Source organism: Micromonospora sp. NPDC049089 (genome assembly GCF_040648775.1).
In the GTDB taxonomy this organism is placed as follows: Bacteria; Actinomycetota; Actinomycetes; order Mycobacteriales; family Micromonosporaceae; genus Micromonospora.
Genome location: NZ_JBEZEH010000062.1, coordinates 18,663 through 31,342, shown reverse-complemented (window position 1 = coordinate 31,342; position 12,680 = coordinate 18,663). Strand labels below are relative to the sequence as shown.

Annotated in this window: 11 protein-coding genes; 2 read left to right on the top strand and 9 right to left on the bottom strand. The window is 69.9% G+C overall.

The genetic code is table 11. The annotated features are described in order from the left end of the window. The 7 genes from AB0B48_RS13420 to AB0B48_RS13390 form a co-directional block, all read right to left on the bottom strand. Window positions 1-528, bottom strand: a 528-nt coding sequence (locus AB0B48_RS13420) for an N-acetylmannosamine-6-phosphate 2-epimerase (RefSeq protein ID WP_357200329.1), incomplete at its 3' end; no start/stop codon positions are given. Then, window positions 525-1,472, bottom strand: a complete 948-nt coding sequence (locus AB0B48_RS13415; RefSeq protein ID WP_357200326.1) for an ROK family protein — start codon at window positions 1,470-1,472, stop codon at window positions 525-527. The genes AB0B48_RS13420 and AB0B48_RS13415, both read right to left, overlap by 4 nt. Before the next feature lie 2 nt (window positions 1,473-1,474). Further along, window positions 1,475-2,413, bottom strand: coding sequence for a dihydrodipicolinate synthase family protein (locus tag AB0B48_RS13410; RefSeq protein ID WP_357200323.1), 939 nt, complete (start codon window positions 2,411-2,413; stop codon window positions 1,475-1,477). Continuing rightward, window positions 2,410-3,483 (bottom strand): ABC transporter ATP-binding protein, encoded by a 1,074-nt coding sequence (locus AB0B48_RS13405; RefSeq protein ID WP_357200320.1) that lies wholly within the window; start codon window positions 3,481-3,483, stop codon window positions 2,410-2,412. Before AB0B48_RS13405 ends, AB0B48_RS13410 begins: the two co-directional genes overlap by 4 nt. Further along, window positions 3,480-5,438: a dipeptide/oligopeptide/nickel ABC transporter permease/ATP-binding protein gene (locus tag AB0B48_RS13400; RefSeq protein WP_357200318.1), complete on the bottom strand. Its 1,959-nt coding sequence runs from the start codon at window positions 5,436-5,438 to the stop codon at window positions 3,480-3,482. The genes AB0B48_RS13405 and AB0B48_RS13400 overlap by 4 nt, the downstream gene beginning before the upstream one ends. Further along, window positions 5,438-6,394 carry an ABC transporter permease gene (locus AB0B48_RS13395; RefSeq protein ID WP_124859013.1) on the bottom strand — a complete coding sequence of 319 codons (957 nt, stop codon included), beginning with the start codon at window positions 6,392-6,394 and terminating at the stop codon, window positions 5,438-5,440. The genes AB0B48_RS13400 and AB0B48_RS13395 overlap by 1 nt, the downstream gene beginning before the upstream one ends. Window positions 6,395-6,499: 105 nt before the next feature. Next, window positions 6,500-8,125: an ABC transporter substrate-binding protein gene (locus AB0B48_RS13390; RefSeq protein ID WP_357200314.1), complete on the bottom strand. Its 1,626-nt coding sequence runs from the start codon at window positions 8,123-8,125 to the stop codon at window positions 6,500-6,502. Between the two features lie 137 nt (window positions 8,126-8,262). Here AB0B48_RS13390 and AB0B48_RS13385 point away from each other — a divergent pair, with 137 nt between their 5' ends. After that, window positions 8,263-8,994 (top strand): FadR/GntR family transcriptional regulator, encoded by a 732-nt coding sequence (locus tag AB0B48_RS13385; protein WP_357200311.1) that lies wholly within the window; start codon window positions 8,263-8,265, stop codon window positions 8,992-8,994. A 287-nt stretch (window positions 8,995-9,281) separates the two neighbouring features. On the opposite strand, the gene AB0B48_RS13380 is transcribed toward AB0B48_RS13385, so the two are convergent. Together AB0B48_RS13380 and AB0B48_RS13375 are read right to left on the bottom strand one after the other, a co-directional pair. Beyond that, window positions 9,282-9,530, bottom strand: a complete 249-nt coding sequence (locus tag AB0B48_RS13380) for an amidohydrolase family protein (RefSeq protein ID WP_357200308.1) — start codon at window positions 9,528-9,530, stop codon at window positions 9,282-9,284. Further along, a complete protein-coding gene (locus AB0B48_RS13375; protein WP_357200332.1) occupies window positions 9,434-9,637 on the bottom strand; it encodes a hypothetical protein in 204 nt (67 codons plus the stop codon). The genes AB0B48_RS13380 and AB0B48_RS13375 overlap by 97 nt, the downstream gene beginning before the upstream one ends. Window positions 9,638-9,954: 317 nt before the next feature. On the opposite strand from AB0B48_RS13375, the gene AB0B48_RS13370 reads away from it, so the two are divergent. Next, on the top strand, window positions 9,955-12,666 hold the full coding sequence (locus AB0B48_RS13370) for a glycoside hydrolase N-terminal domain-containing protein (RefSeq protein WP_357200305.1): 2,712 nt from the start codon (window positions 9,955-9,957) through the stop codon (window positions 12,664-12,666). Window positions 12,667-12,680 lie beyond the last annotated feature (14 nt).

Genomic DNA, 12,680 nt, shown 5'->3' with positions numbered 1-12,680 from the left:
CTCGAGCGGCGGGGGGCGGGCCGCGCTCCGGCTGGGGGGGGGGCGGGTTGGGGGTGGGGGTGGGCGTGGCTGCGTCGGGCCCCGGCCGCCCACGGCCCCCCCCCCGGCCGCCGGGGCGGCGACCCCCTCGTCGAGGGTGGAGCAGTCGGCCATCACCAGAGCCCCGGTCAGGTCGTGGACGGCGGCGATGGTGTCACCGAGGGTTCGGCCGTCGGGCCGGGGCCGCGCGGTGCCGTCCAGGGCCACGACGTGCGCGCCGGCCCGGGCCACCGACAGCGCGTGCTCCAGCGTGGGGGTGATGAAGACGTCGTCGTCCCCGTCCTTCCACAGACCGATCAGCGGCAGGTCGACCGCCCCCCGGATGGCCGCGATGTCCGCCAGGCCCTGGGCGCGAATGCCGGCGGCACCGCCCTGGGCGGCGGCGAGGGCCACCCGGCGCATCGTGTCCGGGCTGCGCATCGGCTCACCGGGGTACGCCTGGCAGGAGACGACGAGGCGGTGGCGGAGCTGCGCGATCAGCGTGTTCATGCGGTGCCCTCCCAGGCGAGTGCGGCGGCGCCGAGAAGTGGGGCGTCCGATCCGAGGGTCGAGGCCAGGACGGGCACGTCGTCCAGATTGGGCAACGTCTCCCGCCGCACGGCGCCCCGAAGTGCCTGCCACCAGGTGTCGCCGAGGCCGGCGACACCGCCGCCGATGACGACGACAGCGGGGTCAAGCATGTTGACCAGCCCCCCGACCGCCGAGCCGACGGCGGCCCCACCCAGCAGGACCACCTCCCGGGCTGTGGCGTCACCGTCCGCCGCGCGCTCGGCCACAGTGCGCAGGTCGCCGACCGGCTGACCGGTACGCCGCACGTACTCCTCGGTGAGAGCGGGCCCGGAGGCGATCGCCTCCAGGTGCCCCCGCCCGCCGCAGGTGCAGGGCAACTGCCCGGCGTACGGCGAGGGCTGGTGGCCGGCGTGGCCGGCGGCGGAGTGGGCGCCGGTCAGCACGGTGCCGTCGACGACGAACGAGGCGCCGATACCGGTGCCGACCGCGATGAAGAGCATCGTCTGGTGGCCGACCGCCACGCCGTGTCGCGCCTCACCGAGGGCGTGCGCGTGCACGTCGTTGATGGCTGAGACGGGCAGGTCCAGCAGTGCCCGCAGTCGGCCGCTCAGGTCCGTGCCGGCCCAACCGGCCAGGGCGTCGGTGGCCGACAGCACCCGACCCGTCCGGTGGTCGATCACCCCGGCGCTACCGACGCCGAGGGCACGGATTCGGGTTCCCGTCGCCCTCGCCCGCAGCCGACCGACTAGGTCGGCTGCGGTGTCGATGATGGCGGTCGCCCCGGCCCGGCCGGGGGTGGGGACGGTGATCTGGTCGATGACCTCGCCGTGGCGGGTCACGATGGCAGCGGCCGTCTTGGTGCCCCCGATGTCGAGCGCGGCCACCGCCACGTCGACGACCGGGGGCTCGGGTGCCTCGGACATGGCTAGAGCAGTCCCGCCAGCTCCAACTGGGCACGCACCCGGCTCGCCTCATCGGCGTCGAGCGGTCGCAGCGGAAGCGAAACGGCGTTGCTGTCGATGACGCCGAGCAGGGCCAGTGCGGTCTTGAACGCGCCCACGCCCCGGGTCGCCCCTGCCGCCGTAGCCGGGTCGGCCGCGTCGACGATCCGGAACAACCGGGTCAGTCGGTCCTGCTCCGCACGGGCGGTTTCCCAGTCGCCGGTCACGCAGGCCCGGTGAAGTCGCACGTAGCCCTCCGGGTCCACGTTGCCCAGGCCGGGGACGGAACCGGAGGCGCCGGCGAGCATCATCGCGTCGACCACCACCTCGTGGCCGGTCAACAGGCTGAAGCCGGCGTTCGGCGCGCGTTCCGCGATGGACAGCACCAGTTGGCGGAACGAGACGTCGTCACCGCTGGAGTCCTTGACGCCGGCGAGGACGCCCTCCGCGGCGAGTCGGCTCAGCAGGCCCGGCGACAGCTTGGTGTGCACGCAGACCGGAATGTCGTACGCCAGCAGCGGAAGTTCGACCGAAGCGGCGAGGGACCGGAAGTGCCGCTCGACCTCGTGGGGGCCGACAATGGCGTAGAAGGGGGCGGTGGCCACCAGGCCGTCGACACCCAGGCGCGTCGACGCGTCGGCCCGGTCGAGGACCCGGCGGGTGGTCGGCTCGATGCAGCCCGCGATGACGGGTACGGTCCCGCCGACGGTCTTCACGACGGTTTCGAGAGCCTGGTCCCGCTGACTGTCCGTGAGGAACACCGTCTCGCCGGAGCTGCCGAGGGCGAAGATGCCGTCGACGCCGGCGGTGAGCATCCGCTCGACGAGCCGCTCAAGGGAGGCGACGTCGACCGCCCCCTCCTCGGTCAGGGGGGTGACGACCGGCGGCACGACTCCGGCGAACCGCGGGGCTGGGGTGGTCACGCTGACTCCTCGACATGTAGGGGGGTGGTGCGGCCGGTCGATGCTCTGGCGAGTTCGACCAGCTCTGTGTTGCTGGATCCAGCAGGAACGGGGTGGTAGCACCGGAACTCGTGGGCACCGGCACCGCCGTCGCCCGACCGGACCGGCGGCATCTCGATGGCGCAGCCGTCGGTCGCCTTCCAGCACCGGGTGCGGAACGGGCATCCGGTCGGCGGTTTCGTGGCGAGTGGAACGGGGCCGACGAGCGGGATCGGGTCGAGTGGCGAAAGCAGCCCCGGCGTGGCGGAGAAGAGCGCCCGGGTGTACGGGTGCTGGGCGACCTCGGGGAGCCCGGCGGCGGGCGCCTGCTCCACGATCCGGCCGAGGTACATGGTGACCACGCGGTCACTGATCCGCTTGACCGTCTGGATGTCGTGCGAGACGAAGACCATGGCCAGGTCCAGACGCTCCTTGAGGTCCAGGAGCAGGTTGAGGATCTGCGCCCGGACCGACACGTCGAGCGCGCTGGTGGGCTCGTCGGCGATGACCAGCCCTGGCTCCAGGGCCAGGGCACGCGCGATGGACACCCGCTGGCGTTGGCCGCCGGAGAGCTGGCTCGGCAGCACGTCGGCGACCGACCGGGGCAGCCCGACCAGCGCCATCAGCTCCCTGACCCGCTCCTCGCGCTCCTTGCGGGTGCCGCGACGGTGCACGTCGAGCGGGTCGCGCAGGATGTCGCGGACCGGCATGCGCCGGTTCAGCGACGTGGCCGGATCCTGGAAGATCATGCCGACGCCGGCGCCGATGTGCAGTCGGCGTTCCGCCGCGCTCATCGACCGGACGTCCTTGCCGGAGAAGGCAACAGTGCCGCTCGTCGGCCGCTGGAGGCCCACCAGCACCTTGGCCATCGTGGACTTGCCGCAGCCGGACTCGCCGACGACACCGATCGTCTCGCCGGCACGCACGGTCAGGTCCGCGCCGGTGAGGGCATACACTCGCTCGCGACCGAACAGGCCGCCTCCTCGGGTGCGATGCACCACGTGCACGTCGCGCAGTTCGACGATCGACTGGTGTGGGACTGACGCGCTCATCGGGCCAGCTCCCCTTCCGTGACGGTGACGGCCGGGTGGTGGCAGGCGTACCGGTGGGCGAGGACGCCCTCCAGACGGGGCGTCTCATCCCGGCAGACCTCGGTGGCCATGGGGCAGCGGTCAGCGAACCGGCAGCCCGATGGGAAGTCGGCCGGCGACGGCACCACGCCGCGGATCTGGGTGAGCCGCTCCGCGCCGGCCTCGAGGGAGAGCACGGAACCGAGAAGACCTCGGGCGTAGTGGTGTGCCGGCGCGCCAACCACGTCGGCGGTGACACCGCTCTCGACGATCTGCCCGCCGTACATCACCACGACCCGGTCCGCGACGTCGCTGACCAGCGCGAGATCGTGACTGACCAGGATCAGCGCGAAGCCGAGCTGCCCGCGCAGCCGCAGCAGCAGCTCCATGACCTGCGCCTGGACCGTGACGTCCAGCGCGGTGGTCGGCTCGTCAGCGATGATCAGGCGCGGATCCCGCGACAGCGCCATGGCGATCACCACGCGCTGCCGCTGCCCACCGGAGAGTTCGTGCGGGTACGCGGACAGGGTGCGCTGCGCGTCCAGGCCCACCAGCTCCATCAGCTCCTGGGCCGACCGCGTGCCGCCACGGCTGATCATCTGGGCGAGCTGCGGGCCGATGCGCAGTGAGGGGTTCAGGGCCGAGAGGGCGTCCTGGTAGACCATCGCGATCTCGCGCCCCATCAGGGCACGGCGTCGTTTGGTGCTCACCGTCAGCAGGTCGGTGCCCGCGAAGCGGACCTCGCCGCGGACCCGGGCGCCCTGCGGCAGCAGGCCCATCACGGCGAGGGAGGTCAGCGACTTACCGGAGCCGGACTCCCCCACCAGGCCGAGGACCTCGCCGGGGCGGATGTCGAAGGTCAGGTCGTCGACGATGTCGACGCCGCTGTGGCGTCCCTCGAACCCGATCGACAGGTTCCGGACCTCCAGGACGGGCTCCCCGTCCGGGAGGGGGCGGGCGCGCTCGCGCAGCCGCTGCGCGGCCTCGGCCAGGCCGGGCAGTTGCACCACCTCACCGGAGCCGGGCTGCGCCTCCTCCTGCGCGTCCCCGATCTTCGTGGCGGTGGCACGCCGCGCCGCCGGGGCGGCCCAGGCGTCGGACATCCCTTCGGAGAGCACGTTCAGGGCGAGCACGGTGAGCAGGATCAGCAGGCCGGGGAAGAACGTGGCCCACCAGCCACCGATCTGCACCATCTCCTTGCCGAAGGCGATGACCGAGCCCCACGAGGAGGCGGCTTCCTGGGGTGCCAGCCCGCCACCGATGAACGAGAGCGACGCCTCGAACACGATGGCGTCGGCCACCATGACGGTGACGAAGACGAGGATCGGGGCGGCGCAGTTACGCAGGATGTGCCGCCAGAGGATGTGCGGTCGCCGCGCGCCGATGATCCGTTCGGCCGCGACGTAGTCCTCGCGGTACTGCGAGAGCACGTTGGCGCGCACGATGCGCGCGATCGAGGGCACGAAGACGAAACCGATCGCAACCACGAGGACCAGGAGGCTGTTCTTGCCGAACGAGATGATCAGCAGGGCGGAAAGCACGATGGCGGGGAAGGCCATGACGACGTCGAGGCACCGCATCACCACCTCGTCGACAGCCGGCCGGCTGGTTCCGGCCAGCGCGCCCAGGATCGCGCCGATCACCAGGGCGATGCCGGCGCTGCCAAAGCCCACGATCAACGAACGCCGGGTGCCGGCGACCAGCCGCGAGAACACGTCGCGTCCGAGCTTGTCCAGGCCGAACCAGTAGTCGCCGTTCGGGCCGGTCAGCGCGGGGCCGAGCCCGGCCTGCGCGGGGTCGTGTCGCAGGATCAGCGGCGCGAAGATGCCCACCACGACGATGAGCAGGACGAAGCTCAGTGCGATCCGAGCCGTGACGCTGAGCCGTTTGAAGGCGATGCCGGGAGCCGACAGCCTGGCGGTGAGTGTTCGACGCATCAGTGGGCTCCGCGCAGTCGAGGGTTGGCGAAGAGGTAGAGGATGTCGACCACCAGGTTCACGAGGACGAAGCAGATGGCGATCGTCAGCACGGTTCCCTGGGCGAGGGCGGTGTCGTTCTGCTGGACCGCGCTCATGATCTGGGTGCCCATGCCGGGCAGCGAGAAGATGGCCTCGATGACGACAGTGCCGCCCAGCAGGTAGCCGATTCGCAGGCCCAGCACGGTGAGCGGGTTGACCAGCGCGTTGCGCAGCACGTTGCGTCCGACCACCACGCGGGGCGGCAGCCCGGCGCCGATCGCCGTCCGCACGTAGTCCTTGTCGAGTTCCTCGACCATTGACGTCCGCACGATTCTGGCCAGTGAGCAGCCGACCGGCACGGCGAGGGCCAGCGCCGGCATGGCGAGGGACTGGAGCCAGAGGGAGAACGAGTCGCCGGGGTTGACGTACCCGCCGGTCGGGAAGACGGGGCGGCGGACCGACAGTTCCTGGATGAGCAGGAGAGCGAGCCAGAACGACGGCATGGCGATACCGGCCATCGATACGAACCGGATGACCTGATCGGGCCAGCGGTCCCGGTACAGCGCGGCGGGGATGCCGAGGGCCAACGCGATGACCAGCGCGCCGACGATACCGAGGGCCGTCAGCTGGATGGTCAGCGGCAGCGCGGTGGCGATCTTGTCGGCGACCGGGACGGACGGCGGGAAGGTCACGCCGAGATCGCCCCGGAGCAGGTCGCCCAGGAAGTGCAGGTACCGCAGGGGCAGCGGGTCGTCGAGACCGTTGGCGGCCTTGAACGCGGCCACCTGCGCGGGGGTCGCCTGATCGCCCAGGACGGACAGCGCGGGATCGATCGGGGAGAACTGCATGATCACGAAGACGAAGATCGTGATGCCCAGCACCAGGGGTATCAGGGTCAGGAGTCGTCGCGCGACCAGGCTCAGAACGCTCAGCATGGTGTCTTTCTCTCGTCGAGGGCCGCCGGGACGTCCCGCCCAGCCCCAGGGACTGAGAGCCGGGCGGGACGCGGAGGGGCCAGGGTGGGGCCCCCGAGGTGGAGCTCAGCCCTTTCGGCTGGAGCCCAGGAAGTACAGGCCGGTGGTCGACGCACCCGAGAAGTCGGAGAGCTTCGCGGGGTCGTACGCGGTGACGACCTTGGTGTGCAGGATCGGGTACAGGGGGGCCTCGTCGGCCACCTTGTCCAGGGCCTGCTTCCACAGAGCCTTGCGGGCCGCCTCGTCGGAGGTCTGCGCCGCCTTGTCGAGCAGGTCGGCCATGGCCTTGCGGTCCGCGGCGCTCCACCGGTAACGCTGCCCCGGCCAGGTCTCGCCGTAGTAGAACCAGCGCATCAGCAGGTCGGTGTCGACGCCGAAGACGCTGGGGTCACCGGTGGCCATCAGCACCCGGAAGGTGTCCTTCGGAACGATGTCGCCGTAGATGGCCGAGGACGGCACCGTGTTGAGGCTGGCGGTGACGCCGATCTTCTTCCACTGCTCGATGACCAGCGGCGCGACATCCTTCACGACCGAGTTGTCAGTGGTGTCGAGCTGGAACGACAGGTTCGTGACACCGGCCTCCTGGAGCAGGCTCTTGGCCTTCTCCAGGTTGTAGTCGTAGACGGTGGCGGCCTTCTGGTAGTCCTTGTTGCCCTCGTCCAGGTAGCTCGTCGCCGGGCTGCCATAGCCGTTGAGGGCGGTCTTGATGACCTCGTCCTTGTTGATCGCGTAGTGCAGCGCCTGTCGCACCCGCTTGTCGTTGAACGGCGCCGCCGACGAGTTGAACATGAGGAAGACCTGGTTGAAGGCCTGCTTCACATCGACCGTGTACTTGTCCTTGAGCGAGTCGACGTTCAGGTACGGCACCGACTCGATGGCCTGGACCCGGCCGCCCTGCAGGTCAGACACCCGGGCGGAAGCCTCCGAGGTGGTGTTCCAGGTCATCGTCTCGACCTTGGCCGGACGCGGGCCGTTGTAGTTCGGATTCTTGCTGAGCTTGACACCCGACTCCTTGGACGCGCTGTCCAACTTGAACGGGCCGGAGCCGATCGGCGCCGTGTCGAAAGCCTTCGACGCGGCCGCGTCCGCGGTCTTCGCCTTCGGCAGGATCTTGACGACGGCGATCCGCTCCGCGAACAGGGCGAACGGGTACTTGAGCTTGAACTCGGCCGTCGTCGCGTCCTTTGCCGTCACCGAGTCGATGAACGACACGAACCCCTGCATCAGCGGCGGGGCCTTGGGGTCGGCCGGCTTCAGCACGCGGGTGAAGGACCAGGCGACGTCCTCGGCGGTGACGGGGGTGCCGTCGGAGAACTTGGCACCGTCACGCACCGCCACGGTGTAGGTGAGCCCGTCCGCGCTGGCCACCGGGTCTTCCTTGGCGAGTGCGCGGTATGGTTCCCGGGTAACCGGGTCAAGATCGATCAGACCCTCGAAGGTGTGCTGGTTGACCGCCGTCGCCACCGCCGACGAGGCGTTCGCCGGGTCGAACCCGCTAGAGAGGGTGAACGCGAGGGTGGTCTCGATCGACGTCTTCCCCCCGCTTCCCTCGACGGCGTTGGTCGAGGCCGGGCCGCCGCTGCAGGCGACCAGTCCGAGAGCGAGGGTTGCCGCGGTGGACGCGACGGCCAACGAACGGAACCGGCGCGGGGGGCGACGCCGACTCTCCCTTGGCTCAACGGTGGTGCTCACGTAGCTGCCTCCATAGGCTCTTCATGCGCTCGCTTACCGCTCGCGCTGAGGGATTCGAAGATAATGGGGTCTGACGTCAGACATCTGATGCCGATATGGTGAGAGTGTCAGATCCGTGAACGAAGGGCAAGTGGCAGATGACGACCATTGACGCGTCCCCGCTACGCGGTGCGGAGCGCCCAGGTCCCCGCCGGCAGGAGGTGGGGGCCAAGATCAAGGAGTACATCCTGCGCAACCGTCTCAAGCCGGGAGACATTCTGCCCACCGAGGCGGAGCTGTGTGAGGCGGTGGGCGCGAGCCGCTCAAGCGTCCGCGAGGCCGTCAAGATCCTCTCTGCCCTCGACATCGTCGAGGTGCGGCACGGCCACGGCACCTTCGTCGGCCGCATGTCCCTCGCCGCCCTCGTGGAGGGCCTGACCTTCCGCGGGCTGCTCAGCGGCGAGGAGGACCATCACGTGCTGGGGCAGGTCGTCGACGTCCGGCAGACCCTCGAACAAGGGCTCGCAGCCCAGGTCATCGCCGTTCTCGACAGCGAGCACCAGGCCGCTCTCTCCACCCTCGCCGACGAGATGGAGAGTCTGGCCGCCCAGGGCAAGGACTTCCTCGACGTCGACCGGGCCTTCCACGTGAAGCTGCTGGAACCCCTCGGCAACGACCTGATCCTCCAGCTGACCGAGGCGTTCTGGCAGGTACAGGCCATCGTCGCCCCCACACTGCGGACCGAGCCGGAGGACCGGGTGATCACCGCCCATCGTCATCGGGCGATCGTGAACGCGATCGCCGCCGGCGACGTGGCGGACCTGCAGGCCGCCATCGCCGAGCACTACGCGCCCATACGGGCGAGCATCGCCCGCGTCGTGCGGGCCTGAATCGACACGATCACCACCTACGGACTCCGGCAGAGGATCCGCGACCCACGCCATGTCTTCACGTGCCTGGGTCGTCATGACGGCCAGGGGTGACCGCACTGGTCGTGCCGCTGAGGGTTGAGCTGTTCGGAGAGTCGGACGGCAATGCCGGTCAGCGGCCACGGCCGGTCACCACGCCCGGCACCCCTCCGCTCGACGGCCATCGCCGTGGCGGCCGGCGCAAGGATCCGCGGATCTCCGGGAAGTCCAGCACGCTGTTGTCGCGGTGCGTGCCGTGACCGCGGCTCTCACACCGCCAACTGATAGACGCGCGCGGCGGCGCCTCCGAAGATCGCCTGGGAGGCTGCCTCGGTCAGCGGCGGCAACACCTGGTGCGGCGCAGCCCGGATCCGGCCGTAGCTACCCGCGAGCAGGCACACCGGCCAGTCCGCACCGAACATCAGGCGCTCCGGTCCGAATCGGACGATCGCTTCGCGGACGAACGGTCGCAGGTCGGGGAGTAGTCGACCTGGGCCGATCGTAGTTGCGCCTGCCACTGGGCCACGGTGAACGGGCGGCGGACCGACCGCATCCGGTCGTCGTCGAGCCAGGCGCAGGCGGGCGGATTTTCCCAGAGGTGATGGTGCGCATCGACGGTCAGCACGCGGGCGCCCGGTAGAGGCTGCACCCCCTCTCACATACATCATATGTTTGTGGAGACCATAGCTCTGACATCAGATGTCTAACATGGGTCGATGCCTAAATCAATAGCCCGAATGAACTGTTATTTCACGGCCACACCGGACGGCTCTCCGCGCGGACGGCACCCACCGAACTCTTAGGTCCGCGCCATTGACAAAAATAAACATCCCACGTTAACTCCCGTGGCATAGAGGAGGCCCTATGCCTGTCACCGGCGGTATCCGGACGATCCTGCGCGCCGCAAGCGCGGCCCTTCTTGTGGCCGCGTCCCTGACATGCGTGTCTACCAGCTTCGCCGCAGCCGAAGCCGCGGCCGATCCCGAACTCGCGCTCTGGTACGACGAACCGGCTGCCAACTGGGAGAGCAACGCGCTGCCGCTGGGCAATGGCGCGCTCGGCGCCATGGTCTTCGGCGGCATCCAGACCGAACGCCTCCAGCTCAACGAGAAGACCCTGTGGACGGGCGGGCCTGGCACGACCGGATACAACCACGGCAACTGGACGTCACCACGGCCCGGCGCCCTGGCCGGGGTGCAAGCGCAGATCGACCGGGACACCCGGATGGCACCCGGCGCGGTCGCCACCGCGCTCGGCCAGCCGGCGACCGGATTCGGCTCGTACCAGAACCTGGCCGACATGTACCTCGACATGTCCGGCACACCCACCACTGTGAGCGGCTACCGGCGCGAACTGGACCTCGCTGAGGCCACCGCCCGCGTTGCGTACGCCCACGACGGGGTGACCTACCAGCGTGAGTACGTCGCCAGCTACCCCCGCAACGTGATCGTCGCCCGGCTGTCGGCCAGCCAGGCCGGGAAGATCTCCTTCGTCCTTCGCACCGTCTCGGCCCAGCCCGGCAGCACCATCACGGTGGCGAACGGCCGGATCACGGTCCGGGGCACACTGCCCGGCAACGGGCTGATCCACGAGACCCAGTACCGGGTGGTGACCACCGGCGGCAGCCGGACCGACGGCACCGACCGGATCACGGTCGCCGGCGCCGACTCGGCTCTCGTCGTGCTGTCCGCCGCGACGTCGTACGCCGACGCCTACCCCACCTATCGCGGCGTCGACCCCCACACCAGGGTGACCCAGGCGGTCGACGGCGCGGCGAGCTCGACGTGGGCGGCGCTACGGGCGGCCCACCTGGTCGACTACCAGAGGCTCTTCGACCGCGTCCGGCTCGACGTGGGCGGGCAGATGCCGAACATCCCCACCGACGACCTGCGGTCGGCGTACACGGGTGCCGCCGGACGGGCCCAGGACCGCGCGTTGGAGTCGCTGTACTTCTCCTTCGGCCGGTATCTGCTCATGGCGTCGTCGCGCGGTGGCTCCCTGCCGGCCAACCTCCAGGGCGTCTGGAACAACTCCAACAGCCCGCCCTGGCAGGCCGACTACCACACCAACATCAACGTCCAGATGAACTACTGGCCGGCGGAGACCACCAATCTGGCCGAGACGGCCACGCCGCTGTTCGACTTCATCGACGCGCTGCGGGCGCCCGGCCGGGTGACCGCGCAGAACATCTACGGTACGACCGGCTGGGTCACCCACCTCAGCACCAACCCGTACGGCTTCACCGGCGTGCAGGACTGGGCCACCGCCTTCTGGTTCCCGGAGGCAGCGGCCTGGCTGTGCCAGCACCTCTACGAGCACTACCGCTTCACCCGTGACACCGCGTTCCTGCGGGATCAGGCGTACCCGGCGATGAAGGAGGCCGCCGAGTTCTGGAGGGCCAACCTGCGCGTCGATCCGCGCGACGGCAAGCTGGTCGTGACGCCCAGCTACTCGCCGGAGCAGGGCGACTTCTCGGCCGGCGCGGCGATGAGCGAGCAAATCGTGTGGGACCTGCTCACCAACACCATCGAGGCGAGCACCACGCTCGGCGTCGACGCCACCCTGCGCGCCCAGTGGCGGACCACGCTGAGCAAGCTCGACCCCGGCCTGCGGGTCGGGTCCTGGGGCCAGCTGCAGGAGTGGAAGGCGGACTGGGACAGCCCCACGAACGACAACCGGCACGTCTCGCACCTGTATGCCCTGCACCCGGGTCGGCAGATCTCGCCGCTGACCACCCCGGCCCTGGCCAACGCCGCCAAGGTATCCCTCACGGCGCGCGGCGACGGCGGCACCGGTTGGAGCAAGGCCTGGAAGATCAACTTCTGGGCTCGGCTGCTCGACGGCGACCACGCACACAAGATGCTCAGCGAACAACTCAAGAGCAGTACGCTCGCCAACCTGTTCGACACCCACCCGCCGTTCCAGATCGACGGCAACTTCGGTGCCACCGCCGGAGTCGCCGAGATGCTGTTGCAGAGCCAGAACGGTGTCGTCGACGTCCTTCCGGCGGTGCCGACGGCCTGGCCCACCGGCTCGGTCAGCGGCCTGAAGGCACGCGGCAACGTGACTGTGGACGCCGAGTGGCGCAACCGCCTGGCCAGCCGGATCACGCTCACCGCCGGCAGCAGCGGCACCCTCACCGTCCGGAACCCGATGCTGGCCACCACGTCGCTGGTGGACCTCACCACCAACCAGACCCTGCCGGTGACCCGCACGGGTGACCAGGTGACGTTCACGGCCGAGGCCGGGCACCGCTACCAGGCCGTCTCCACTGCCGCGACCGGCACGATCGCCGGTGTGGCGAGTGGCCGTTGCGTCGACGTACCGGGTGCGGCCACCGCCGACGGCACCGCCCTGATCCTCTGGGACTGCACCGGCGCGGCCAACCAGATCTGGACCCGCCAGGCCGACACCACCATCCGCAACCGCGGCAAGTGCCTCACCGCTGCCAGCACCACCAACGGCGCCGCCGCCACCATCACCACCTGCGGCACCGCCACCAACCAACGCTGGACCTACGACACCACCGCCAAGACACTGCGCAACCAGGCCACCGGCACCTGCCTCGACGCCAACGGCGGTGGCACCACCAACAACACCGCCGTCATCCTCTGGCCCTGCACCACCGCCACCAACCAACAGTGGCTGATGTAGCACCGATCGGGCCG